This is a genomic window from Reinekea marinisedimentorum, from assembly GCF_004341165.1.
In the GTDB taxonomy this organism is placed as follows: domain Bacteria; phylum Pseudomonadota; class Gammaproteobacteria; order Pseudomonadales; family Natronospirillaceae; genus Reinekea; species Reinekea marinisedimentorum.
The window spans coordinates 1-26088 of record NZ_SLZR01000025.1 but is presented as its reverse complement, the minus strand read 5'-3'; the positions used below and the strand labels follow the sequence as shown (position 1 = coordinate 26088).

The window sequence follows — 26088 nt, the reverse complement described above, 5'->3', positions numbered from 1 at the left end:
CTAACAAAAGGCACTTTGGGTTTATCTGCCGCTTCTTACAGACGGATGCCAGAATAAAACCGCTCGCTCTAAAAGAGCTAAAGCACCGTAACTCATGGAGCCGGCCAGGGCCGCGACCAGAATCGTCGCCCAAACCATTTCCATATTCATTCGACCGACCTCGGTCGAAATTCGAAAACCCATACCAACGATGGGTGTGCCGAAAAACTCCGCCACGATGGCGCCAATAAGGGCCAGAGTAGAGTTAAGTTTTAGGGCGTTAAAAATGAATGGCATTGCCTGTGGCAGCTGACTTTTAGTAAACGTCTGAGATTTCTTTGCCGCATAGGTATGCATTAAATCTTTGTGCAGCGCATCAACCGATTGCAAACCGGCAAGCGTATTAATAAACATGGGGAAGAATGTCATCACCACAACAACGGCGGCTTTAGATGGCCAGTCGAAGCCGAACCACATCACCATAATGGGTGCGATACCGACAATAGGAATGGCAGAAACAAAGTTACCCAGTGGCAACAAACCGTTCTGCAGGAAGCGACTTTTAACCGCCCACTGCGCAACAATAAAGCCAGAGATACAGCCCATCAGATACCCGGCGATCACCGCCTTTAAAAAGGTTTGACGGAAGTCGGCCCACAGTGTTGGCAGGTTACTGAAGAAGGCGACGATGATTTCACTCGGTGCCGGCAGTAACACCTGCGGCACATCGTAACCCTGGGTCAGTGCTTGCCAGCTGACGACAACGACCAGTGCAAAAACAGAGGGTACTGCAATCTTAAGCGACTTTTTAAACGGATGATTCGCATCGACCAGCGCAGTGCAGGCAGACATCATACCAGCAGCGGCAAAGAACGAAGCCAGCAGAAGGAACAGCAACAGCGGCGCGCGCTCGTAGAAACCCGGCTCGGTAAAAAAAGCCAATGCTACCTGAGCGAACAGTACGGCTGCATAAATCAGTAATTTAGGCGTCTGGTTCATACGCTGACTCCTCGACGGCGTAACAGAATTTTTTCAAACAGACTGACCACAGTGACCAGAGACAGGCCCAATAAGGCAGCCATAAATAACGCGGCCCAAATCTGTACCGTCTGCCCGTAATAAGAGCCACTCAGTAAGCGTGAACCCAAGCCACCCTGCGCACCGGTTGGCAGCTCGGCCACAATCGCGCCGACCAGCGCCGCTGCAATAGCAACCTTGAGGCTGGCAAACAGGAAGGGTTGAGCCGAATACCAGCGCAACATCCAAAAGGTTTGAGAATTAGAGGCGTTATAGGTTTGCATTAATTCCAGGTGCATTCTGTCGGACGAACGCAAGCCCTTAACCATACCGATGGTGACCGGGAAGAACGACAGGTACATCGAGATGATCGCCTTCGGAACCACACCAGTGAGGTTGATGGCCCCTAACACCACGACAATAATCGGTGCGATGGCCAGAATCGGAATGGTCTGCGACGCAATCACCCACGGCATAAAGCTCATTTCCATGGTGCGGTTGTGAACAATACCGATGGCGATCGCAACGCCCAGTACCGTACCTAATACAAAACCGAGCATGGTGGATTGCAACGTCACCATGGTGTGATACACCAGAGAACGCTTAGAGGTTACCTTGGTATCAAAAACTGTTTTATACCACTGCGCAAACACCTGATGTGGCGGCGGCAACATGGGCCGTTTAACCTGATAGGCCTCGGCAATAATGGTGCTGTAAGTCCATTCCTGGTTCTTACGTTCGTAGGTTTTAACCAGCTGGTTGCCGTTCATCCACAAGGCGGCTGCATACCACAGTGCAGTAATCGCGATGATAAAAACAACAATGGCAAACCACTTCTTATCAAAAATAGATTCTTTCACGCTTGCTCCCTGCTCTGGGCTCAATCAATGGCATGTTCTTCTGCCAGTGCTGCACGTATTTCTGCTGCCAACGCATGGAAGGCTTCGGTATCTCGCAGCGCCAGGTCTTTCATGCGCGGTAGTGGGCTTTCAATGACCTTGGTGATTCGACCCGGCCGTGGCGACATGACCACGATATGGGTTGAAAGCATCACCGCTTCAGAGATGGAATGCGTTACAAAGACCACTGTCTTTTTAGTTTCATCCCAAATTTTCAGCAGCTCAACGTTCATGTGGTCACGGGTAATTTCATCCAACGCGCCGAAGGGTTCGTCCATCAACAGAAGGTCTGGCTCAATGCATAGGGCGCGTGCAATCGAAGCGCGCTGCTGCATACCACCGGAAAGCTGCCATGGATACTTTTCGTGAAAATCCTGCAGGCCAACCATTCTTAAATACTTATCAATCTGCTTATTCTGGTGCGCTTGCGAGTGACCGGAAATTTCCAACGGGACTGCACAGTTCTTTTTAATGGTTCGCCACGGCAGCAAGGCTGCCGCCTGAAAAACGTAGCCATAAAGACGGTTTAAACGCGCGTCTTCCGGCGTTGTGCCGTTCACGCTGATTGAACCGGCGGTTTGCTTTTCCAGATCGGCGATCACACGCAGCAAGGTTGTTTTACCGCAGCCGGAAGGCCCGATAAACGAAACGAAATCACCTTCACCAATTTTCAGATTAATATCTGAAAGTGCATTTACCGGGCCATCGTTGGTCTGAAACACCAGCGAAAGATCTTTAACATCAATCATCACACGCTTGTTTGATGACGGGCTTTGTGGCGACACGCTCTCTTCCGCCACTGTAGAGTTTTCAACAGCGTACATAGTCGGCTCTCTTAGTAATCCTGATTAGCGGGGCGGCGTTTACCGCTCTACCCCTTTTGGCTGGTGCAATTCGTTGTACTTTTGTACCGCATCAAAAATGGTCGGGAAGGCCGGACGCTGTACATAGTTACCGGCGCCTTCAACAACGTTCAGCTCACCATTGGCATAAACAACCTTGCCCTGGCTGATGGTGGTATCCGGTGCGCCCTTAACAGTGCGGCCTTCAAAGATGTTGAAGTCGATATTCTGATGATGCGTTTTTGCAGAGATCAGATGCTCTTTGTTGGCATCCCAAATAACGAGGTCGGCATCGGAGCCAACAGCAACACAACCCTTACGCGGATAGATGTTGAAGATTTTCGCAGCGTTGGTCGAGGCTACTGAAACAAACTCGTTTTCAGTCAATCGGCCCTGATTGACGCCAGAATCCCACAGAATCATCAGGCGGTCTTCAACACCGGCGGTGCCGTTAGGAATTTTCGTGAAGTCGTCCTTGCCAGCCGCTTTTTGCTCGGCACAGAAACAGCAGTGGTCAGTCGCCGTTGTTTGCAGCGTGCCACCCTGGAGTGCACTCCACAAAACTGCCTGATGCTTTTTAGGGCGGAACGGAGGGCTCATAACGTGTGCAGCAGCAGCGCCCCAGTCTTCATTTCGGTATACGGAATCGTCCAACTCAAGGTGACCGGCGAGAACCTCACCGTAAACGCGCTGACCCTCATGACGGGCACGGGCAATTTCATCAACCGCTTCCTGACAGGAAACGTGCACCAGGTACAAAGGCACGCCCAAAGATTGCGCAATTCGGATGGCGCGGTTGGCAGCTTCGCCTTCAACTTCTGTGGGTCGGGAAAGCGGATGCGCTTCCGGCCCGGTCAGGCCAGCGGCCAGCAACTTCTTCTGCAGGTGATAAACCAGCTCACCGTTTTCGGCATGAACCGTTGGCATCGCACCCAGTTCCAGGCAGCGGTTAAAGGAATTCACCAGCGTTTCATCTTCAGCCATGATGGCATTTTTATAAGCCATAAAGTGCTTAAAGCTGTTCACACCATGCTCGTTAACCAGCTTACCCATATCTTCGTAAACGCTGTCGTCCCACCAGGTTACGGCAACGTGGAAGGAGTAATCGGCAACCGAACGGGATGCCCAGCCCATCCAGGTTTCGTAGGCTTCCATCAAGGGTTGCTGCGGGTCTGGAATCACAAAGTCGATAATCATGGTTGTACCACCGGCCAGTGCCGCGGCGGTACCGGTGTAGAAATCTTCGCTGGCAACTGTGCCCATAAACGGCAACTGCATGTGGGTGTGCGGATCAATACCGCCCGGCATAACCAGTTTGCCTGCCGCATCCACGACCTCTGCATCGGACGGTACATCCAGGTCGGTTCCGATCTGCTTAATAACGCCATCTTCGCAATAGACATCGGCAATAACAGAAGCATCTGCGTTAACGATCTTTCCGCCCTTGATCAATAATCCCATGGTGCATCCCCTCCAGAACAATATTTGTTTGCTGAGTATTTTTAACGTTCGTTTCAGCTTTGTCTTAATGCCCTATGCAATCCGCTGACCAATTGGACAAAAGGTGTAAAAATATTTCTGCTCCTGCTTTATAAGCAACGCTAAAAAATTGATTTAACTTGGTTTTCTTTTTGGGCCGACAATTTGTCGCTTGTCTGACAAAGTGTTCACTTCTGAACCAACATAGAGCGAACTTTTTACATTCTGGTGCACAGCCTTCGAATTTATTTTTCTCCTGTGCCAACTTACGGCCTGAGAAGCATTCCCTTTTGCTAATTGTTTTCTTTTATAAACAAACACTTAACAAAAAAAATTTAACCTTTTGTCCAATTGGTCAGAGGATTGCTAATAATTTCCCACCAGCGCTATGCGCTCAGGACTAATCAAGGAGCCACCAGAATGAAAACTTTTAATATCAACAGCGACCGTCTTTGGAATAGCCTGATGGAAATGGCCAAGATCGGCGGCACCGAAAAAGGCGGTTGTCGCAGGCTGGCATTAACTGATTTAGACAAGCAGGGCCGTGAGCTTTATATCAAGTGGGCCGAAGAAGCCGGCTGCACGGTGAAAGTCGATCAGGTGGGTAATATTTTTTGTACCCGTCCGGGAACAGACAACAGCCTGCCACCGGTAGGCACCGGCAGCCATTTGGATACCCAGCCTTCCGGCGGTAAGTTCGATGGCGTGTTTGGCGTACTCTCTGGCCTGGAAGTTGTGCGCTCCTTGAATGACCATGGCATTAAAACAAAACACCCTATCGAAATTTCTGTTTGGACCAACGAAGAAGGCTCTCGCTTTGCACCGGCGATGATGGGCTCCGGTGTGGTCTCCGGCCGTTTTTCTCTGCAGGAAATTCTGGATACCACCGATGTCGATGGTGTGCGCCTCGGTGATGAACTGGAACGCATTGGCTTTGCCGGCAGCGAACCAGCAGGCAACCGTGCCTACCATGCCTTCTTTGAAACCCATATTGAACAGGGCCCTTACCTTGAAGCCGAAAACAAACAGATTGGCGTAGTGACCGGTGGCCAGGGCCAGCGCTGGTTTAATGCAACTGTCACCGGCCGCGAATCGCACGCCGGCACTACACCGATGCATCTGCGTAACGATGCCCTGCTGGCGACCACGAAACTGATTCAAAAGATCGAAGCTATTGCCAAAGCACACCCACCGGGTTGCGGCACCGTCGGCTTTGTTCAGGTTGGCCCCAACTCCCGCAATACAATTCCCGGTGAGGTTTCCATCAGCATCGATATGCGCCACCCAAACGATGATGAACTAACCCAAATGGATAGCGAACTGAAAGCCTATGTGGAACAGTTAACCGCGGAAGACGGTGTTGAAATTCAGCTTGACCCATTCTGGTATTACGAGCCGATTCCGTTCGATGAAAACTGCATCAGCGCGGTGCGCAATGCGACTCAGGCACTGGGCTATTCACACATGGATATCATCGCCGGTGCCGGACACGATGCCTGCTATGTTTCAGATTTTGCGCCAACCAGCATGATCTTTACCCCTTGCCTGAATGGCATCAGCCACAATGAAATTGAAAGTACCACTCCGGAAGAATGCGAAGCGGGTTGCTCGGTTTTATTGAATGCGATGCTGACCATGGCCGAGGTTGCTGAAGCACCTGAAACCGTGAAAGAAGAAGCTGTTATTTAAACTACAGGTCGGGCCTCGGCCCGATCCTCCTGGACCGGATTAATTCTATGCGGGCGAGACGCCCGCGTTCCACACAAGCTCGCCTTCAATTGCCCCATCTGGACCGCGGGCGTCCCCGCCCGCATACCGCTCCGCTACATTCTACTTCCTGCCCTCTGCTACTATTTCCCTGACACACAATGCTTCGCGATGCTGTCATTACATAGGCATCACTCCGTGCGGGCGAGACGCCCGCGTTCCACAAGCTCACCATCAATTGCCCCATCTGGACCGCGGGCGTCCCCGCCCGCATTCCACACATCTGTTTTATGCACCACAAACTTGCAAAATAAAAACACCACCAACCGTTACCGCGCATTTTTCCCGACGTTCACCAGCCTCTTTCCCTCTGCTCAACAGCGACGCCGCAATGAATGTGCAAAGTGCACATAAATTGCAATCAAATTATCAGCACCCCGAACAGTGACACAGGCGTTCAATTTATTTGGCACCGCTGTTGCTCCGATGTTTCCGGCGGCTCAGGCCGATCACCCACTACTGCGAAAGGAAATGTTCTATGAAAGCTTCAGACTATCCACTCAGCGAAGTGCCCACTTCAGACCGTAAAGGGGTGCTCTCCACCTCGATGGTGCTTCTTGGCTTTACCTTCTTCACCGCAACCATGTTTGCCGGTGGCAGCCTAGGTACGGCGTTCACCTTTCCTAACCTGTTGGTTGCGATTGTGATCGGTAACCTGCTGCTCGGCAGTTATGCAGCCGCACTTGCCTATATCGCTTATAAAAGCGGATTAAATTCCATTCTTATGGGGCGTTTCTGCTTCGGTGAAAAAGGCAGCAAGCTATCTGATTTTATTCTTGGCTTTACCCAGGTTGGCTGGTACGCATGGGGCACTGCCACCATCGCAATCGTACTGGTAAAAACACTGGGGTTAAGCGAAGCGCTCACCATTCCTTTGACCATCTTTTTTGGCTTTGCGTTCTGCTTTACAGCCATGATTGGCTACAAGGGTTTGGACTGGCTTTCCCGTTTTGCCGTACCGGCCATGATGATTTTTATCATCATCAGCCTGTATAAAGGCATGATCGATGTAGGCGGCTTCAGCGAACTGACAGCCACTCAACCCACCAGCAGCATGAGCCTAACCGCTGCCATTACCGTGGTCATTGGTACCTTTGTCAGCGGTGGCACGCAGGCAACCAATTGGAGTCGCTTTGCCAGCAGTGGCAAAATAGCGGTGTTTGCGACCATGGCCGCATTCTTTGTCGGTAATGGTTTAATGGTTTTCACCGGTGCAATCGGCACACTGATTTACCAGCAGGCAGATATTGTGGATGTGATGATCGCACAGGGCTCTATCACGCTGGCTATCCTGATGCTGTTTCTTAATTTGTGGACCACGCAAGACAACACCATTTACAACTTTGCCGTAGCCGGCTGCAACCTGCTGCGTACCGATAAACGTAAAATCGTAACAGTTTGCGGCGCTGCCATCGGCACCCTGCTTGCACTCGGTGGCATGTACAACTATCTGATCCCTTACCTGATTCTGCTCGGCACCTTCATTCCACCGATCGGTGGCGTCATTATGGCCGACTTCTGGATACGCCATAAAGGCCAGTACCCGCTGTTGGCTGACGCACAAATACCGGCATTCAACTTCATCGGCCTGGGAGCGTATGTTTTAGCCTGCCTGTGTGCTTACTTCCTGCCCTTTATGCCACCGGTGACCGGCGTTATTGTTGCGGCACTGACTTACGGCGTGGCAATCAAGATTGCTGAAAAAGCGCCACAACTGAGCACCGCGGGGAATTAATGAGCATTTGTGTTGCAGATGTGCCCAATATTCCCGGCCTGGAAAGTATTCGTTTCCGGGCTGGATTTCAGGGCGCATCTGCACAGATACGCTGGCCGTATGTTGCTGAAAATGAATCCATCTCTCCGTGGATTATGGGTGGCGAACTGATATTCGTCACCGGCATCAACCACACCCGTGATGAAAAAAACCTGATCCAGCTTATTGAAGAAGGCTACCGGGCGCAGGTATCTGGTTTTGTTATTTTAACTGGCCACGAATTTATTAAAAAAATACCGGCCTCCGTGCTGAAAAAAGCCAATGACCTGTCTATTCCCATTCTGGAACAGCCTTATAACCTGAAGATGGTTTTAGTAACTGAGATCCTCAGTAACACGCTGGTTCAGGACAGACTGATGGGCCAATCACTGAGGTTGTTCTTAAGCCGGCTGGTCAACAGCTTTACCGAGGCACCCGAGCTTGTCGAACTGCGCGCCAGAGAGCTTGGCATTCACGCGGATGAATCGATGGTCAGCGTTTGCCTGCGCAGCCGGGTGGCAACGCAGATGGCCGATAACAAATGGCTGGCAGAACGCCTGCGCATTGAGCACTGGCTTGAATCCCGCTTGCCCGACCGCGGAGTGAACCTGCCAATACTGAATGAAGGCCAGGACTGGCTGATATTCTGGCCAGCAATACACGGGCAGTTTCCAGAGATGATTGCAGATCTGGAAGCACTGCTGGAAAGCCTGACCAAGCAATTCCCGCAGTGTACGTTTCAGGTGGGTGTGAGCAACTCATTTCATCACCTGAGCAAGATCAGTGAAGCAGCAGAACAGGCGCGGAAGGCACTAAGCCTGACTCAGCTCTACCAGAATGAGCCGATCTGCCGTTACGACCAGATTGGTATTGCGCAACTGTTTTCACAAATCTCCAACAGAAAACTGCTGCTGGAGTTCTGCCAGGATCAACTGCAAAGCCTGTGCTTTTGTGAGTCCAGTCAGAGCCTGGAACTGAAGCGAACGCTGCGCTGCTATCTGGACTATTCCGGCTCCAGTAAGAAAGCAGCCGAGCACATTGGCATACACCGCAATACACTCAGCCAACGAATTAAAAAATTAGAACAGCTGCTGGATAAGGATCTGAACAATCCCCTGCAGCGATTAAACCTGCAAAACGCATTAATCATCGAATGCATTTTAATACCTGCAAAGTCGACAGACACTGCTCATAAGGAATGTTGATGAAACTGATAAACGCACGCCTGCGCCATAGTGAAAAACTGTTCACCCTAACCACTGAAAACGGTAAGTTTTCCGCCATTACCGAACAACAGACCGAGCTGCCCGCACAGGCAGAAGATTACAACGTTGCCGGCAATCTGCTGTGCGCACCGTTTGTTGAGCCGCACATCCATCTGGATGCTGCACTGACCGCCGGCGAACCTAACTGGAACAAAAGCGGCACCCTGTTTGAAGGCATTGAGCGCTGGGCTGAGCGTAAGCCGATGCTCACCGAAACCGACGTACACACGCGGGTTTATAAAACTCTGGATCTGCTGATGAGCAACGGCATTCAGCACGTTCGCACCCATGTTGATACCACCGACCCGGATTTAACCGCGCTTAAAGCTATCTGTAATATTCGCGATGCCGTGAAAGATAGCATTGATATTCAGGTGGTTGCCTTTCCTCAGGAAGGCATCTTGTCGTTCCCGAATGGTAAGGCCCTGATGGAACAAGCCATGGAGATCGGCGCCGATGTGGTCGGTGGCATTCCGCATTTTGAATACACCCGCGATCTGGGTGCCGAATCCATGAAGTGGGTAATTCAACTGGCTAAACGCTACGACCGCCTGGTTGATGTGCATTGCGATGAAATTGATGACCCGAACTCGCGCTTTTTAGAGGTGCTGGCCAGTGAGGCGCTGTTCAACGATATGGGCGAGCGCGTAACCGCCAGCCACACCACCGCCATGCACAGCTACGACAACGCCTATTGCTCAAAGCTGTTCCGGCTGCTGAAGAAATCGGCCATTAACTTTGTTTCCTGCCCTACCGAAAGCATTCATCTGCAGGGCCGTTTTGATACCTTTCCAAAACGCCGGGGCGTTACCCGGGTAAAAGAACTGACCGCAGCCGGCATGAATGTCGCTCTGGCGCAGGATTCTATCTTTGACCCCTGGTACTCATTAGGGAACGGAAAAATGCTGCGCATACTCGATGCTGCCATGCACATCTGCCAGATGATGGGCTACGATGACTTCACCAAAGCCCTGTCTTTTATTTCAGATAATGGCGCAAAGGCCATGCAACTGGAGAACTACGGAATTAAACAGGGCAACCCTGCAAACTTTATTGTGGTTGAAGGTGAAGATGACTATTCGGTGCTGCGCAAGCAAGGTGAGGTATTGCTGTCTGTTCGTCAGGGTGAAGTCTTACTGCAGCGGCAACCGGCAAAAATTTTGACTAAAGCCATGCTCTGAACGCGCACATTACAACAGGCTGATACCGCAGCCTTTTAATACCAGGCGGGTGATTAACTCAACACCCGCTTCGTAGTCTTCTTCCGTCATCTCGGGTTTTTCCAGCATTATGCTGCTTTGAAAGCTGTAATCGGCATAGGCCTGCGTGGAAGACCAGATCATGAACATCAGGTGCTCCGGGCTAACCGGGTCCATCCAGCGCTTGGCTATCCAACCGCGAAATACTTCACAGGTGCGATCAAACTGATCCTTCAAATCGGTTCTTAATTTTTCCTGCAAGAATTCAGCACCATGCAGAATTTCAGCTGCAAAAATGCGTGAAGAGTTTGGATGATCTTTCGATTGCTTAATTTTGTTGCGCACATAATCGCGCAGTGCATCGCGTGGGTGCTGATCTACTGTCATGGCATCCATGTGCTGCATCCAAATACCCAATTGCCGGCCCAGAACAGCTTTATAGAGAATCTCTTTGGTCTTGAAGTAATAGAGAATGTTTGCCTTGGGCAAATCGGCTTCTTCTGCAATAGCCGCAATAGTGCTGCCACGATAACCACGCTCTGCGAATACCTTTTCGGCCACCAGCAGAATCTGATCTGAATTATCTTTTCGAATATCCGCCAGCTTTCTGCGTACCGGTTTCTTCGTTGCTTTCTCGTTTTTCATGGCTGTTTTTTGCACTCTTGTGTATCTCTACGCTTTTTTTCAGTGCGAAATTTAAACCCCAAATGCACTTATATTTTATATGACTATTTAAGTCACTTAACTCTCTTATCGTCGCAGTATAAAGAAAATCTATCGGGCCCGCATAACTTGTTGATTTGAATTTGATTGATAAAAAAACCTTAACCTTCTGACCATCTGGTCAGAAGATTGGCATAACCGATGCAAACAAATCCGTACCGACTACAACAAACCGGGAAGAGAGAAACCTAATGAATATTCAAAATAAGGTTGTGGAAGCTTCGCAGGTGAGTGTGCTGGATGAAATGTTCAGCGACATTAAGCCTGCCCTGACCGAGCGCCAAGCGAGCTATGAGAGTTCTCGCTGCTACTACTGCTACGACGCCCCGTGCGTTAAGGCTTGCCCTTCAGACATCAACATTCCGAGCTTTATCGCCAGTATTCACAATGGCGATATTGAAGGCGCAGCAGAAACCATCTACAGCGAAAATATCCTTGGTGGCAGCTGCTCACGCGTTTGCCCAACCGAGATACTTTGTGAGCAGGCCTGCGTACGCAATAAAGAAGCTGAATGTTCACCCGTTCTAATAGGACTACTACAGAGGCATGCAACAGATAATGCCCAATTCGCTGACCATCCGTTCGAAAGAGCCCCCTCTACCGGCAAAACCATTGCCGTGGTTGGCGCTGGACCGGCCGGTTTAAGCTGCGCGCACCGTCTGGCGCTGCTGGGTCATAACGTGGAAATCTTTGAAGCACAAAGCAAGGCTGGCGGCCTGAATGAATACGGCATCGCCAAATACAAACTGACCGACAACTTCGCACAGAAAGAGATCGACTTTATTCTGGAAGTGGGCGGCATCACCCTGCACACCAATAAAGCACTGGGTAAAGACATTCACCTGGAGGAACTGACTGAGAAGTTTGATGCAGTCTTCCTGGGCATCGGTTTACAGGGCGTTCGCGACCTGGGCATTGAAAACGAAGACAAACCGGGCATCTATAACGCGGTTGATTTCATCAGTGAACTGCGTCAGGCAGAAACCGCAGATCAACTGGTTGTGCCTGAAAAAAGCGCCGTGGTGATTGGTGCAGGTAACACCGCAATCGATATGGCCTGCCAGCTGAAACGACTGGGGACCGAAGAAGTCACCCTGGTTTACCGACGCGGCACTGAAGACATGAGTGCCACTAAACACGAGCAGCAGATCGCCAAAGACCACGAGGTTCGCATTAAAACCTGGAGCCGCCCTGAAGCCCTGCTGTTTGATGAAGACGACAAACTGACCGGCATCCGCTTCCAGAAAACCGAAACGGTTGACGGCAAACTGATTGATACCGACGAGCAATTTGATGTGCCCTGTGAAGCCGTATTCAAAGCCGTTGGCCAAACACTCACCTACCCGGCCAGCGAACCGACAACACCGGATAGCGGCAGCAAAATTACCACGGCAGAAAACTTCAAAACCAGCATCGAGAAGGTATACGCCGGCGGCGACTGCACTGGCGTTGGCGAAGACTTAACCGTTGAAGCCGTTCAGCAGGGCAAACTGGCGGCGATCGCCATTGACGAACAACTAAAAACTGAGGGCAACTAACATGGCAGATTTATCGATTGATTTTGTAGGCATTAAATCACCGAATCCATTCTGGCTGGCCTCGGCCCCACCGACAGACAAAGCCTATAACGTAGAGCGCGCCTTTGAAGCGGGCTGGGGTGGCGTTGTCTGGAAAACCCTGGGTGAAGACCCGGCGGCGGTGAACGTTTCTTCGCGCTATTCCGCTATTTACGACAGCTACGGCGAGGTATCCGGCTTCAATAACATTGAGTTGATTACCGACCGCAGCCTGGAAGTAAACCTGCGCGAAATTGAAGCCGTTAAGAAGAGCTGGCCCGATCGCGCTCTGGTGGTCTCGCTGATGGTGCCCTGTGAAGAGCAGGCGTGGAAAACCATTGTTAAAGAAGTCGAAAAAACCGGTGCCGATGGCCTGGAACTGAACTTCGGTTGCCCGCACGGCATGCCGGAACGCGGCATGGGTGCGGCCGTTGGCCAGGTGCCCGAGTACGTTGAACAGGTGGCGCGCTGGTGCAAAATGTATTGCAAGATGCCGGTCATCGTAAAACTGACGCCCAATATCACTGACATCCGTTTCCCGGCCCGTGCGGCAAAACGTGGCGGCGCCGATGCGGTATCGCTGATCAACACCATTAACTCCATTACCGGTATTGATCTGGATAACATGGTTGCCCGGCCGATAGTTGACGGCAAGAGTACCCACGGCGGCTACTGTGGCCCGGCGGTTAAGCCGATTGCCCTGAGCATGACCAGTGAAATTGCCCGCGACCCGGAAACCATGGGCCTGCCCATCTCCGGCATTGGCGGTATCAGCAACTGGCGTGATGCGGCCGAGTTCATCTCGCTCGGTGCTGGCTGTGTGCAGGTGTGCACGGCGGCCATGATTTACGGCTTCCGCATTGTTGAAGAAATGAAGACTGGCCTGGCCAACTGGATGGACAGCAAAGGCTTTGAGACCATTGAAGACTTCCGTGGCTTGGCGGTGCCCAACACCACCGACTGGAAGTACCTGAACATGAACTACAAGGTGGTGGCATCTATCGATGAAGATAAGTGCATCGGTTGTGGCCGCTGCTACATCGGCTGTGAAGATACCTCGCACCAGGCGATTGACCTGAAACCACAGGCCGATGGCACCAACAAGTTCGAGATTATTGAAGAAGAATGCGTTGGCTGTAACCTGTGCCAGATTACCTGCCCGGTCGATGATTGCATCACCATGGAGCGCAGAGATGTTGGCCAGCCTTACATGAACTGGACGCAAGACCCGCGCAACCCGCATCGCGAAGTGACCGAAGAATCGACCCACGAAGCCTAATCGGGCTTAACGGTTCACCGGGCTTTCAAACAGGTCGCCCCGATCTGTTTGAAAGCCGCCATCTGGTCACCCTACCCACTCACCCAAGCCGCAAAAAAACACCACGCATTTCTCAAACTGACAAATAACCTTCATTTATCACCTTGTAAATTTGATCAGCACAAGCCCTTCCTCTACCATCTATCACCGTACTGATGTGTTATTTATTTGTAATGACTTAGTGGATTACTGATTGATCTGGCCGGTACCAAGGGAGCTACTCGGGCAACTCATCAATATTTCGTGGAAGGATCCGGCAAAATAAACTCAACTGCGCACGCAAGGCAGTCTGGCTGAGCCACCTCCGCATAAACATTAACCCTTTCGGATGTTTTTATGATTAAGCGATTTCTTCAGCTTTGGCTCACCACGCTGCTGGCCATTGGTATCAGCAGTTATTCGTTTTCAGTAACAGGCTTTTCAGATGCCTGGTCTGAGATTCTTCTGGAACACAGCATTCTGGCACAATCGAGAACCAAACCGGTTCGTATCCGTTTTCAGGAAGATGTCACCCGCACCCATCAGGCCGGACAAGACGCAAGCAGCCTGGTCAGTGTAAATAGCCAAGCGCCCTGGTCTGCGACCTTTATTTCACCGCGTGAAATAGAGATATCGCCAAAAACAGCCTGGGTCAGTGGCGAAGAAATTGAAATTACCCTGCGAGCTTCAGCGTTGCCTGAACAACACCAGAACCTGAAAGACTATCAGTTCCGTGTCAACGTTATTGAGCAAACCTACGCTATTCAGCTGAATGGCCTCACGGTCAGTTCACAAGCCCCCAGCCTGGCCAACTTTAGCGGAACCCTCTCAACGTCGGATTCCGAAACCGCCATCCATGCTGAAGCCGTACTGAAGGCCACGCTGGATAACCAACCCATAGCGATTCAATGGCAACACAGTGCCAATGGCCGGGCGCATGATTTCTACATTAACCGCATAGAAAAAACCGATGCTCAACAGACGCTCAGACTCTCCTGGAACACCGAGACCATTGGTCTGAACGAGACGGGCACACGCGACATCACCATACCTGTTAAAAACCATTTTGCTATTTCATCCATCCACCAGTACCGCGAAGGCTACCCCATTATTAAAGTGACCTTCACCAATGTGCTGGCAGCTGATCAGAACCTGAACGGGCTGGTGAAACTGAACGGCAAAAACTTTAAAGCAAAAGCCGATGGAAACGCCCTCTTACTCAACTTGCCAGCTCAATTTAAAGGCCGGGCGGAGGTCACGCTGGCCGCGGGCATTGAAGACGAATATGGCAAAGCACTGCAGAACCCGGTTTCTAAGGTGCTGAATATCAGCCGCGAAAAACCCCAGGTTGCGTTTATTGGCTCGGGCGTCATTCTGCCGGATAACGAGTTCCTGAGCATTCCGTTTAAAACCATCAACGCGCACTCTGTTCAGGTAACCGCGTTTGAGGTGTTTGATAACAACATCGGGCAGTTTCTGCAAAGTAATCAACTCACCAGCAGCGAAAACATGCACCGTGTTGGCCGTTACTTGTGGCGTAAAACCATTCGATTGCCAAATGTCACGCCGGAGGAATGGCAAAACTTCAGTCTGGATGCCACTGAGTTATTCGAGCAATCCCCGGGTTCACTGTTCCGGCTGACGCTTTCAATCAACCGCGGCAATGCCATGCTCAGCTGTACTGAGGAACAAACTCAGGCGCCTGTGGTAAAAGAGCAGAACTTCAAAAATTACGATTCAGATTATATGGTTGAAGCCAGCAGTTGGGACTTCGCCGAGGATTATTTCAATATCAATGGCAATTCGGGCAATTCCAATGACCCGTGCGAAAACAGCTACTACCGCTGGTCTGAAAACACACAAGCCAGCAAAAACTTTATGGCGTCGAATATTGGTCTAATCGCCAAAGGCGATAGCTCAAACCGTTACAGCGTTATTACCACCGATATTGCCTCGTCTGCGCCGCTCAACAACACCGAACTTGAATTCTATAATTTCCAGAACCAGGTGATCGCAACCGCCAAGACAGATGATGAAGGCTTTGCCAGTATTTCATTACCGGCCAAACCTTTTTATCTGCTTGCAAAGTACGGTAAAGAGCGAGGTGTATTAAGGCTGGAAACCAATGCCAGCTTACCGGTCAGCCATTTTGATGTCGGTGGGCAACAGATATCCGATGGCCTGAAAGGGACGATATTTGGTGAGCGTGGTGTTTGGCGTCCGGGTGACGATATCTTCCTAACCTTTGTCCTCTCCGATGAAGAAAGCAGCCTGCCGGAAAACCACCCGGTTACGATGCGCCTGTACGATGCAAGAAACCGTCTGGTGGATACACAAACCAATAACACCCCGGTGGGTAACTTTTACCGCTTTAATTTCGCCACGGAAGAGGAAGCCATTACCGGCAATTGGGAGGTTCGTGCGCAGGTTGGCGGTGCAACATTCAGTAAGAAACTTAAAATTGAAACCGTGCAGCCGAATCGCCTGAAGGTAGAACTCGATTTTGGTGACGAAAACACCTTGCTGTATGCAAACCAAACCATCAAAGGGCATGTTTTTTCTCAATGGCTGCATGGTGCCACCGCAGCCGAACTGAGCACGGATGTCGCCGTGTCACTTTCCTCACAGAAAACACATTTCGATCGCGGTGCCGATTTTATTTTTGATGATGCCACCCGCCAGTACCGGGGTTATAAGCAGTACTTAGTAGACAGCACACTGGATGCCGAAGGCCACCTGCAATTTGAAGCCGAGATCAACCGCCCTGCCAACGCACCCGGTATGATGAATGCCAACTTCACCACCCGCGTTTATGAAAGCAGCGGCCAGTTTTCAATGGCCACGCAAAGCGAGCGCTTCTCTCCATTCGATCACTATGTTGGCATTAAACTGCCAAAAGGCGACGCCGCCCGCGGTATGTTGCTTACAGATGTTGACCATACCGTTGATATCGTCTCTTTAGATGCCGAGGGGCAACCCGTCGCCTTAGAGGAGGTTGCGGTTAGCCTGCATAAAATCAGCTGGCGCTGGTGGTGGGAAAAAGGCACCGACGATCTCGGCCAGTACAACTCGCGCGATTACAAGCAAGGCATGGCTCACGGGGTTGTTAAAACCAATAAACAGGGCCTTGGTTCGTGGAGCTTTAATGTCAGCTACCCAACCTGGGGGCGTTTTCTGGTTCGTGCCTGCGACTTAGAAGGCGGTCACTGCACCTCAAAAGTTGTCTACATCGACTGGCCCGGCTGGGCTGGCCGCGCTCAGGAATCGAAAGGTGTGGGTGCTTCTGCTCTGACCTTAACAACCGATAAAACCAATTACAGCGTGGGCGATACCGCGCAGGTAACGGTGCCTGCGGCACAACAGGGCCGAGCGCTTGTCTCCATTGAAAATGGCAGCGGTATTGTTGACCAGTACTGGCATGAACTTACTGAAGACAACACCACTCTCGATATTGCGATTACCGAAGAGATGGCACCGAATGTTTATGTCAATGTCACCCTCATTCAACCCCACAGCGGTAAAACCAACGATCGCCCTATTCGCATGTATGGCATTGTGCCGTTGCTGGTTGAAAACCCAGAGACCCGGCTAACCCCCACCTTAGTGGTGCCAGAAGTTTGGGGCTCGAATAAGCAGGCGGAGATCACCGTTGCAGAACAGGACGGTAAACCCATGGCCTATACGCTTATGGTCGTCGATGAAGGTCTGCTCGGGTTAACCCGTTACCGCACACCAGATCTGCACAGCGACTTTTACAAGAAAGAAGCGCTCGGCGTTACCAGCTGGGATATGTTTGACGACGTGGTCGGTGCTTACGGCGGAGAATTAGAGCGCCTGCTGGCACTGGGCGGTGGCGACTCTGAAGAGGATTCCGAAGCCGAAACCCGCAAGAAACGTTTCCCGCCGGTGGTTCGTGTTTTAGGGCCGTTTACGCTGGCCGCAAACGAAAGCCAGACGCACAGCTTTGATATGCCCGAGTATTTGGGGCAGGTTCGGGTGATGGTCGTTGCCAGTCAAGACCGGGCCTATGGATCGGCCAGTGAGCAGGTTTACGTGCGGGAGGCACTCAACATTTTGCCTTCAATACCCCGTGCGGTCAGCCCTGGCGAGCAAATCGCCGTACCGACACTGATCTTCCGAAATGACCCGTCTTTCGATACCGCCAACATGACCATTGAAGTACTGGAAGGCGATGCAACGGTTGCCGGTGAACCGACTATGCAGATTCATTTTGATGAATCCAATGAGCAAATAGCCTTATTCAACCTAAACGTTGGCAACTCTGTCGGCTGGGCAAAAATCAAAGTCACTGCTGAAGCAGGTGACAACCAGGCCGTTGCCACGGTCGATTTACCGATCGTTGCGGCCACGTCAACCACAACTCAGGTGATCAACCAAAAAATCGAGGGCGGTGAGCAGTGGAGCTTCAGCGCCGAACCCCACGGTCTGGCCGGCACGAACCATACCTCACTGATGCTTTCAGGGGCTCTGCCGTTTAACCTGGACAGCCGCTTGAACTATTTGATTCGCTACCCCCACGGTTGTATTGAACAAACAACGTCTGCCGCCTTCCCGCAGCTCTATTTGAACGGCTTAACAAACCTGACAGAAGAAGAGATTGCACAAACCGAAGACAACATTCGAAAAGCGCTGGTTCGGCTAACCTCCTTCCAGACCAGCAATGGCGGCTTTGCCTATTGGCCAGGCCAGGGCGAAGCTAACGAATGGGGCACCAATTATGCCGGTCACTTTATGATTGAAGCGATTGACGCTGGTTATTCGGTACCCAACGAGCTTTTCAGCAACTGGCTCGACTATCAGGCAGAACAGGCGAATAACTGGACGGCATCAAACCAGGAGCGCTCAATGACCAGCCAGGCTTACCGCCTGTATACGCTGGTGCTTGCCAACGAGCCAGACCTTGCCGCAATGAACCGGCTGCGTGTGGTTCCGGGTCTGAGTAAAACGGCGGCGTTAATATTGGCGGAAGGCTACCATCGCTATGGTCTGGCCAATGCTGCGGCATCGCTCAACACCCATTTACCCAGCGACTTTACCGAGGCATCCGACAACAGCACTTACGGTTCATCTGTGCGTAATCAGGCCATTGCATTACGCAGCGCGGTTGTGCGTGGTAAAGACCAGGAAGCCGAACAGCTTGCAACACAGCTAGGCGAAGCCATGGCCAGCAACCAATGGTACAGCACGCAAACCATCGCCTACACCCTGCTTGCCTTTAGTGAGTACCTGGAAGGCGGCGGTGTGGGTGTTGATGCCAGGGTGCGCATTAATACTGCGAAACCGTTTGATGTTAAATCCGAGAAACCGGTTAACACGACAGATTTAAATGCAGTGCAGGATGAGCCGGCTCAGGTTGAAATATCCAATAACATGAAGCGCCCGCTTTACGCATCTGTCCTGATAGAGGGCCTGCCTGAGGCGGGCGATGAAGTGGCCGTTGCGAATAAGCTTTCACTCAACCTTGAATGGCTCGACAGCGATGGGAACCCGCTAGAAAGCGTGCAATCATTAACGCAAGGGAATGATATTCGACTCATCGTGACCGTCAGTAATGACACCGATCGTGATGTCGATAACTTAGCGCTGACCAAGGCGTTCCCATCCGGCTGGGAGATCGAAAACAAGCGTTTTGAAGGCGAACTAAGCGATGATGCATTCGATTATCAGGATATTCGGGATGATCGGGTTCATACCTACTTTAGCTTAAAGGCCGGCGAACAACGCAGCTTTAACGTCGCCCTGCATAGCACCTACGCCGGTATTTTCTACCTGCCGGGCGTTCATGTAGAAGCCATGTACGATAATACCTATCAGGCATCCACTGTTGGCCAGTGGGTCGAGGTTATTCGTTAATACATGAGGTTGTTGCCATACATCAATGCACGGATGCGCCGGTTTTCACAACGGCGCTTCTGGTTCATTCCAATCGTTGTTTTGTGCCTTTTAGGGTTCTGGTTTTCATTGCCAGAGCCTTTATTTAACACACCCTACTCCACCATTCTGCTGGATAAAAACAATCACCTGCTGGGTGCAAAAATTTCTGCCGATGAACAATGGCGTTTCCCTGAGGGCAACGCGGTGCCTGAACGTTTTAAAATCGCCATTACCACCTATGAAGACCGGCGCTTTTATCGGCACGTTGGCGTTGACCCTATCGCGGTGCTGCGCGCAATCTATTCAAACCTTGCCAATAAACGTGTGGTCAGTGGTGCCAGCACGCTGACCATGCAGGTTATTCGGCTTTCAAAAAACAACCCATCGCGAACCTACTGGAATAAGGCTAAAGAAGCCCTGCTGGCTGTGCGCTTAGAGGCCAGCTACAGCAAAGAAGAAATTTTGACGCTGTATGCCAACCATGCGCCCTTCGGCGGTAATGTGGTAGGGATTGAAGCCGCGGCCTGGCGGTATTTTGGCCGCCCGGCGGCTAACCTCAGCTGGGCAGAAACGGCCACGCTGGCGGTACTGCCAAACCAACCCAGCCTGATTCACCTGAGCCGCAACCGCGAACGCTTAAAACAAAAGCGCGATGAACTGTTGGCAGATTTATACGCACAGAGCAGATTCGATCAGATTGAATATGAACTGGCTCTGCTGGAGCCGCTTCCTGCGGAACCTCAGCCGCTGCCAAGATTAGCACCGCACCTGTTTGACCGCTTAGCACAATCCAATACAGGGCACCGCATTGAAACCACTCTGGATGCGGAGATTCAGGCATCATTAACAGAAGTGATGGACTACCAAAGCGAACTGTTGCTGAGGAAAGGCATTCACAATGCCGCCCTAATCGCGATAGATCGCGACACCATGGAAGTTGTCGCCTACATCGGCAACAGCCGCTGGCAAAGCACCGGTGACCAGGGTTACGCATTAGACCTGGTACAGGCGAAACGCAGTACGGGCAGTATTCTTAAACCGTTTTTATATGCAGGTATGCTGCAAAGCGGACAAATTCTACCGTCAACGCTAGTCGAAGATCGCCCGTCGGTTTTTAAGGGCTACCGGCCAGAAAATTACGATCGGCTTTACCGGGGTATTGTTCCGGCCAACGAAGCACTCACTCAATCGCTGAATATCCCGGCCGTACGCATGTTGCTGGAATACGGCACTGAGACCTTTTACGACGATTTGAAAACCATGGGCATGACCACTCTGTTTCGTGCGCCAAAAGACTATGGGCTACCGCTTATTCTGGGCGGTGCAGAGGGCACGCTCTGGGACATCAGCCAGATGTACGCCAACCTGGCCAAGGCAAGCCAGGCCAATACCCTGCGACCTTACGTTGAGCCGATACAAATTATGAAACCCACCGGCACAACGGACGCCAGCGCAGAGCCTCTCGCCAGCCAGAAAACCATGCCCTTTGGGCCGGGGGCTGCCTGGCTGACGCTGAACGCCCTGCTGGATGTAAAACGACCGGGGCTTGATCATCACTGGCGACAGTTCAGTTCCAGCCAGAATATCAGCTGGAAAACCGGTACCAGTTATGGGCTGCGGGACGCCTGGGCCATTGGCAATAATGGTCAGTACACTGTCGCGGTGTGGGCTGGCAATGCAACCGGCCAGGGCAATGCTCAATTAACCGGGCTGCAGGCCGCGGCCCCAATCATGTTCGATGCCTTCAACAGACTGGGAAATCACCCCTGGCTTAGCGCACCGTCGCGATTCCTTAAAACCGTTATTATTTGCGAAAAAGATGGCTATTTAGCCAACGGTAAATGCGCTAGCCAGCCAGTCAATGCACCGAGTGACAGCTATTTTGAAAAAGCCACACCCTTTCATAAAACCATTCATCTGGATGCCACCAAGCGGGTACGGGTACACAATCAGTGCGAACGTGTCAGCAATATGCGCAGTCAAAACTGGTTTGTTTTACCCCCGGCGTTGGAACACTTTTACCAACAGTCTCACGATGATTATCGGCCATTGCCCCCCTACCGTTCAGACTGCGTTAATAACAGCACCAGTGATGACAACCCTATCGGGCTTATTTATCCGGAAGCGAATGCAGAAATTTATATTCCAACCGATTTAGATGGCAACCAAAGCGCGATCGTTTTTGATGCTGTCCATCGTAATGACAACGCGATTATGTACTGGCACCTGGATAATCACTACTTAAAGCAAACGCGTGGTTTTCATCAGGTGGGTGTAACGATATCACCGGGGTGGCATACCGTTACGCTGGTCGATGAAACAGGCAATAGCGTGAGTCGAAGTTTCCTCGTACTTGGCCAGTAGCTCTAAAAAAACATTTTCGAGCGGTTAGGCTGATGGGTTATTGAGTGGCTCTCTACCCCACCACAAAACACTGGCGAAGAAACACAAAACCATAAAGAACCCGAACAAAGTGTTCACCGCCATTGAATCTAACAACCAACCCGCAATAAACAATCCAAACGGCACGCCCACAAAGCGGGTTGATGAAAAGGCGGCAAAAATACTGCCCCGCATATTTTCAGGTACATAAGTCTGCAGCAATTTCGCATCCATCATACTGCCAACACCCAAATTCGCACCGAACAGAAAAAGGCCGCCGGCGACCAGAATCAATGGCCATCCCATCACCAGCACGGTAACGATGATCAACAAACCGATTACCTGCCCAATCGGCGTTATTTTCAGCAGGGTTATAGGGTTTAGGCGATGGCCGAGCCAGGAATAGAGTGCTGCGGTGAGTGTTGTGCCGCATGCAAAGCCAGACATCCACAGCCCATAGAGGGTACCGTTGCCCGAGAAATTTTTCGCCAGCACCGGCAAGGCAACGGCCAGCAGCGCCGTGGCAACTGTGTTGAGTACGGCATCGTAAATGGCCAGCTTTCTAACAATGGGGGTTCGAAACAACCAACGCCAGGCCACCCAGACCGAGACAGGCCGGCGCTCATGATGGCTGTGTTTTTTGAGACCGAAACCCAATGCAATGATCAAAAAGGACAAACCGAAGGTTATGGCATCAATCACCATCAGGTAAACAGCCCCAATCAGGGTTAACAGCAGGCCGGCGATGATCGGCCCTATCAAATCGGCAATGGTATCGAGCAACGAATAAAGGCCATTCACCCTGTCGCGCGGCAGTTGATGTTTTTCAATCAGCTCTGCCAGCATGACGTGTCTGGCCGTGTGCCCCGGGGTATCAAATACCTTGCTAAAAAACACCAGCATGCCCAGCCAAAGCATATCCAGGGCATTCAAATGAAACAGCAACGGGATCAGCGCAATGGCCATAAAATTTACCGCATCGGTAAACAAGCTAACCGCCTTAGCGCTGAACCGGTCAATAAACTGGCCGCTGAACAGGCCAACCAGAATGTTTGGCAATTGGCCTGCAATCATCACCCCGGCGGTCGCCGTTGCGCTGCCGGTCAATTCATAAACAAACCAGGGCACCGCCAATTCTGACAACACATTGCCAATTAACGACAGCGAATTTGCAACGTACAGCGAGACGATTGATCGCTTTGCTGAATTGGGGTTGTTGTTCATAAGTAACCCTGATGCATTGAGACCTCTCAATTGAACCGCGGGCATTTGGCGGCCTCTTTCAGGTGCATATATAACTTGATATTCAGTGTAGCTTTGACTGAAGCAAAAACTTACCCAACGTATCTCGTTTTGCATAAAACTGAAGGGATGGTCTTACCCTGCACTTAGCGGGCGCGTTAAATGCGCTGCTCAACCAGCTGAATATCCATCAGGTAAAACAGCGATTCCCAGCCCCAGGGCGTGCGGCCAATATTGTGAAACAGCATGCCGGTGAGAATATCTTCCGCTGAATAAAGCTGGTGATGCTCGGCAAAATAGGTGGCCGCATTGCCTTGCTCACCATCACCCAACAGGCGCTGCATATTGCCAATGCCACTGTGGTAGGTTTGCACCAGTAGCAGGTTCAAAAGACGCTGGCGTTTGTGCGCTTCAAGATGCCCGAAGCGACTCATAAACACCGGTTCCAGATTGCGCCGGTTGAGCACATACAAACGAAAGGCACAATCGACCTGTGCCATGCGGTGCCGATAGAATGCTTCAGAAATAGCGCAATCCATGAGTGCTTCCTGGCGCAATTGCAGAATACCAATGGCATTATCGCGCGAGGTAGCCCCCTTTACTGCGCCACTTTCAATCACCATCTGCGCCAGAAACAAGTTAAAACTGAGCTCGGTTAAGGCATTTTCCAGTTGGCTCTGTCGGTGGTCGAACACGATCTTTGCGGTTTCAACTAAAGAAACAGGCTGATCCTGACTGCCGGCGGTTAAACCATCCCAGGTTCCCCAAACAGATTTTTCATTCAACCGATCAATAGCGGCGTCAATTTCTACATGCGGTTGGTCACACGAAAAAGAAAACGGATAGCCCGGCACGCCCTCACTACCGGGCAACCAACGGTCGGTCCGTTGCTGCTCATAGAGCGATTCCCGCACGCTATTGAGCGCAGACTGCATTTGCTCAGGGTCTGGAGCATTATCCATCCAGGCCAGGAAACGGCCTCTGAGATCAAACAGAATATGGCGTTCAGGCTGCTCGCAGTAGCCCTCATTGAACAGCACCCAGCGTCGGAGGGTTTGAAAATTTCCGGTCATGCCCTGCGAATAGCTGTAGGGCGCATTGCGAATCAGCTGCTGCCAATCGTTGGCCAGCACCTGTGTTGCGGCCAGCAAGCAGATAGCAGCAGTTTTTAAGGTACGGGTGATCAATAGCGGCAAAATTGTAGGCCTCCAGCTGACCATGTGAATAAGGCTGCTCAGCACCTATGGGCACCGGGCAGAGGATCTATTCTGCCATAGGGATTCGCAGTCAGCCTACCTCGGATGTTACTGCTAAGTGCTCACCAGATCATAGATTCAACAATCACCAGCACCATCGCTTCCGGAGATACGCGCATACCTTTTACGTTTTCATTTACATCGCTACCGGTAAAGGCCAACTGGTTAAAGCTAGCGCTGTTGCCGCTGGCGTCTACGACGTTTACATCCATTAGTACAACGCCGTCGTACATAATTTCAGATGCACTGAGTGTACCTTCTACTGGCACACTAATAACAAATTCGGTTTGGTCTTCTTTGCTTGGGTAAACAGTTGTGTAGCCATCGGTATTGGCGAAGGCTTTTTCTGCGGCGATATCGACTACGCCGCCCGCTTCGGTTAGGGCTGATGCGCGCAGGCCTAATACGTCTGCACTTAAGCTATTTAAAAGTTAATTCTTGGGAATATCAACATCACCATTAGCAGTACCAGAAAACTGCAGGTACTGGTCTTGCGACGAACCAGTAACTGAGACTCCGTTAAAGCTGATGGTTGGGTTGGTGAATTCAACCGAAAAGAATTCGCTGTGGTAATAATGCTCACCGCTGATGTCGGTTGCGGTGACCGAAGGTGAGTTTGCATAGCTGCTGTCTAACAATACGGCAAATTCACAACTGTTGCCTTCGGTTGAGCGGATGGCATCGGCCAAACTCAACGATAGCCCGCTGACAGAAATATCTGCCAGTTGGGTACAGTCTTCAACCGCTATGCGGAAGTTAACCTCCTGTACTGTATCGGTAAGTACCTGGTCTGCACGGATGTCTATATCGCCAGTGGCAAAAACCGGGCTCGCTAATAACAACGCACTTATAAATGCTATAGGCCGAATCACGATGTGTTCCTTTTTCGTTTTTTGGCAGTTTCCTTATAAAAAAACTACCGGGTCGCAAGTTTCTTACTACTCTTAATGAATCAATAGTTTTTCCTGGTCAATTTTTTAACCAGGCCGCCATTGAATACAACCAGCCCAGGTTTTCTTTTGGGATGGTAAAAAAAACTTTGCCGACTATTTGGCTAGGGTCTATTGGGCCAAAGTTTCGGCTGTCGGTACTGTGCTTGGGGTTATCGCCTAATACAAAGTAACCGTTTATATGTTCTAGGGTTTGTTGCTCTCGGTATGCAACGGGCCTATGTGTTTTATCATCCATTACGGTAATCAGTTTTGAATAGGTCACTGATTCACCGGGCACATAAGCGATACGCTTTATTAGCTTCATTTTTTTAACATTTGGGTCGTTGAAAACGATTATGTCGCCTTTGTTAAAAGAATGATGGCTGTTTGCTTTATTTAATCGAACTACAACCAAGTCTCCTTCATGTAAAGCAGGATGCATGGAAACAGATTGAACTTGGAATAAATCGAATCCTAAACTTAATCGATAATTCCATACCCCTGCCATAAAAGGGTCTTCACCTTTTACGGTGGGTTAATGTTTCAGAGTTAGTCCACCCAGATAGAACATTATCGCGGTTTTGTAGCGTGTCTCACTTCTAAAT

The 26088-nt window shown here is 50.9% G+C and carries 18 protein-coding genes; 8 read left to right on the top strand and 10 right to left on the bottom strand.

The window, feature by feature from the left end; genetic code table 11:
* Positions 1-21: 21 nt before the first annotated feature.
* From BCF53_RS17805 to hydA, 4 genes are read right to left on the bottom strand one after another with little or no spacing between them, the layout of a single operon-like run.
* Positions 22-978, bottom strand: a complete 957-nt coding sequence (locus tag BCF53_RS17805) for an ABC transporter permease (RefSeq protein WP_132703883.1) — start codon at positions 976-978, stop codon at positions 22-24.
* Positions 975-1856: an ABC transporter permease gene (locus BCF53_RS17800; RefSeq protein ID WP_243645864.1), complete on the bottom strand. Its 882-nt coding sequence runs from the start codon at positions 1854-1856 to the stop codon at positions 975-977. The genes BCF53_RS17805 and BCF53_RS17800 overlap by 4 nt, the downstream gene beginning before the upstream one ends.
* 20 nt (positions 1857-1876) lie before the next feature.
* Complete coding sequence (locus BCF53_RS17795) at positions 1877-2719, bottom strand: ABC transporter ATP-binding protein (RefSeq protein WP_132703881.1); 843 nt, start codon at positions 2717-2719, stop codon at positions 1877-1879.
* Positions 2720-2758: 39 nt separating this feature from the next.
* Positions 2759-4198, bottom strand: a complete 1440-nt coding sequence (gene hydA / locus BCF53_RS17790; RefSeq protein WP_132703879.1) for a dihydropyrimidinase — start codon at positions 4196-4198, stop codon at positions 2759-2761.
* 438 nt (positions 4199-4636) lie between these two features.
* On the opposite strand from hydA, the gene BCF53_RS17785 reads away from it, so the two are divergent.
* The 4 genes from BCF53_RS17785 to codA all read left to right on the top strand — a co-directional run bounded on the left by BCF53_RS17785 (position 4637) and on the right by codA (position 10182).
* Positions 4637-5905: a Zn-dependent hydrolase gene (locus tag BCF53_RS17785; protein ID WP_132703877.1), complete on the top strand. Its 1269-nt coding sequence runs from the start codon at positions 4637-4639 to the stop codon at positions 5903-5905.
* A 556-nt stretch (positions 5906-6461) separates the two neighbouring features.
* The gene (gene codB, locus BCF53_RS17780; RefSeq protein ID WP_132703875.1) at positions 6462-7718 is read left to right on the top strand and encodes a cytosine permease; all 1257 of its coding nucleotides are present in this window, start codon (positions 6462-6464) and stop codon (positions 7716-7718) included.
* Positions 7718-8941: a PucR family transcriptional regulator gene (locus tag BCF53_RS17775; protein ID WP_132703873.1), complete on the top strand. Its 1224-nt coding sequence runs from the start codon at positions 7718-7720 to the stop codon at positions 8939-8941. The genes codB and BCF53_RS17775 overlap by 1 nt, the downstream gene beginning before the upstream one ends.
* Positions 8935-10182, top strand: a complete 1248-nt coding sequence (codA, locus tag BCF53_RS17770) for a cytosine deaminase (RefSeq protein WP_132703871.1) — start codon at positions 8935-8937, stop codon at positions 10180-10182. Before BCF53_RS17775 ends, codA begins: the two co-directional genes overlap by 7 nt.
* A gap of 9 nt (positions 10183-10191) precedes the next feature.
* Here the strand turns inward: codA and BCF53_RS17765 are convergent, their stop codons facing one another.
* Positions 10192-10845 (bottom strand): TetR/AcrR family transcriptional regulator, encoded by a 654-nt coding sequence (locus BCF53_RS17765; RefSeq protein WP_132703869.1) that lies wholly within the window; start codon positions 10843-10845, stop codon positions 10192-10194.
* A 269-nt stretch (positions 10846-11114) separates the two neighbouring features.
* On the opposite strand from BCF53_RS17765, the gene BCF53_RS17760 reads away from it, so the two are divergent.
* From BCF53_RS17760 to pbpC, 4 genes are all read left to right on the top strand, one after another.
* Positions 11115-12461 carry an NAD(P)-dependent oxidoreductase gene (locus BCF53_RS17760; protein WP_132703867.1) on the top strand — a complete coding sequence of 449 codons (1347 nt, stop codon included), beginning with the start codon at positions 11115-11117 and terminating at the stop codon, positions 12459-12461.
* A gap of 1 nt (position 12462) precedes the next feature.
* A complete protein-coding gene (gene preA, locus BCF53_RS17755) occupies positions 12463-13758 on the top strand; it encodes an NAD-dependent dihydropyrimidine dehydrogenase subunit PreA (protein WP_132703865.1) in 1296 nt (431 codons plus the stop codon).
* Between the two features lie 375 nt (positions 13759-14133).
* Positions 14134-19650, top strand: coding sequence for an alpha-2-macroglobulin family protein (locus BCF53_RS17750; RefSeq protein WP_132703863.1), 5517 nt, complete (start codon positions 14134-14136; stop codon positions 19648-19650).
* Between the two features lie 3 nt (positions 19651-19653).
* Positions 19654-22035, top strand: a complete 2382-nt coding sequence (gene pbpC, locus BCF53_RS17745) for a penicillin-binding protein 1C (protein ID WP_243645863.1) — start codon at positions 19654-19656, stop codon at positions 22033-22035.
* A 24-nt stretch (positions 22036-22059) separates the two neighbouring features.
* Here the strand turns inward: pbpC and BCF53_RS17740 are convergent, their stop codons facing one another.
* From BCF53_RS17740 to lepB, 5 genes are all read right to left on the bottom strand, one after another.
* Positions 22060-23277 carry an MFS transporter gene (locus tag BCF53_RS17740; RefSeq protein WP_165901978.1) on the bottom strand — a complete coding sequence of 406 codons (1218 nt, stop codon included), beginning with the start codon at positions 23275-23277 and terminating at the stop codon, positions 22060-22062.
* Positions 23278-23453: 176 nt separating this feature from the next.
* Positions 23454-24491, bottom strand: coding sequence for a hypothetical protein (locus tag BCF53_RS17735; protein ID WP_243645862.1), 1038 nt, complete (start codon positions 24489-24491; stop codon positions 23454-23456).
* Between the two features lie 122 nt (positions 24492-24613).
* On the bottom strand, positions 24614-24820 hold the full coding sequence (locus BCF53_RS17730; protein ID WP_132703859.1) for a hypothetical protein: 207 nt from the start codon (positions 24818-24820) through the stop codon (positions 24614-24616).
* A gap of 162 nt (positions 24821-24982) precedes the next feature.
* Positions 24983-25423: a hypothetical protein gene (locus tag BCF53_RS17725; protein WP_132703857.1), complete on the bottom strand. Its 441-nt coding sequence runs from the start codon at positions 25421-25423 to the stop codon at positions 24983-24985.
* A gap of 97 nt (positions 25424-25520) precedes the next feature.
* Positions 25521-25991 carry a signal peptidase I gene (gene lepB, locus BCF53_RS17720; RefSeq protein WP_132703855.1) on the bottom strand — a complete coding sequence of 157 codons (471 nt, stop codon included), beginning with the start codon at positions 25989-25991 and terminating at the stop codon, positions 25521-25523.
* Between the last annotated feature and the right edge of the window lie 97 nt (positions 25992-26088).

What these genes read in the sequence shown, in the direction of transcription:
- BCF53_RS17805 (WP_132703883.1), bottom strand. Translation starts at nt 978, where the DNA reads ATGAACCAGACGCCTAAATTACTGATTTATGCAGCCGTACTGTTCGCT.
- BCF53_RS17795 (WP_132703881.1), bottom strand. Translation starts at nt 2,719, where the DNA reads ATGTACGCTGTTGAAAACTCTACAGTGGCGGAAGAGAGCGTGTCGCCA.
- hydA (WP_132703879.1), bottom strand. Translation starts at nt 4,198, where the DNA reads ATGGGATTATTGATCAAGGGCGGAAAGATCGTTAACGCAGATGCTTCT.
- BCF53_RS17785 (WP_132703877.1), top strand. Translation starts at nt 4,637, where the DNA reads ATGAAAACTTTTAATATCAACAGCGACCGTCTTTGGAATAGCCTGATG.
- codB (WP_132703875.1), top strand. Translation starts at nt 6,462, where the DNA reads ATGAAAGCTTCAGACTATCCACTCAGCGAAGTGCCCACTTCAGACCGT.
- BCF53_RS17775 (WP_132703873.1), top strand. Translation starts at nt 7,718, where the DNA reads ATGAGCATTTGTGTTGCAGATGTGCCCAATATTCCCGGCCTGGAAAGT.
- codA (WP_132703871.1), top strand. Translation starts at nt 8,935, where the DNA reads ATGTTGATGAAACTGATAAACGCACGCCTGCGCCATAGTGAAAAACTG.
- BCF53_RS17765 (WP_132703869.1), bottom strand. Translation starts at nt 10,845, where the DNA reads ATGAAAAACGAGAAAGCAACGAAGAAACCGGTACGCAGAAAGCTGGCG.
- BCF53_RS17760 (WP_132703867.1), top strand. Translation starts at nt 11,115, where the DNA reads ATGAATATTCAAAATAAGGTTGTGGAAGCTTCGCAGGTGAGTGTGCTG.
- preA (WP_132703865.1), top strand. Translation starts at nt 12,463, where the DNA reads ATGGCAGATTTATCGATTGATTTTGTAGGCATTAAATCACCGAATCCA.
- BCF53_RS17750 (WP_132703863.1), top strand. Translation starts at nt 14,134, where the DNA reads ATGATTAAGCGATTTCTTCAGCTTTGGCTCACCACGCTGCTGGCCATT.
- pbpC (WP_243645863.1), top strand. Translation starts at nt 19,654, where the DNA reads ATGAGGTTGTTGCCATACATCAATGCACGGATGCGCCGGTTTTCACAA.
- BCF53_RS17740 (WP_165901978.1), bottom strand. Translation starts at nt 23,277, where the DNA reads ATGAACAACAACCCCAATTCAGCAAAGCGATCAATCGTCTCGCTGTAC.
- lepB (WP_132703855.1), bottom strand. Translation starts at nt 25,991, where the DNA reads ATGGCAGGGGTATGGAATTATCGATTAAGTTTAGGATTCGATTTATTC.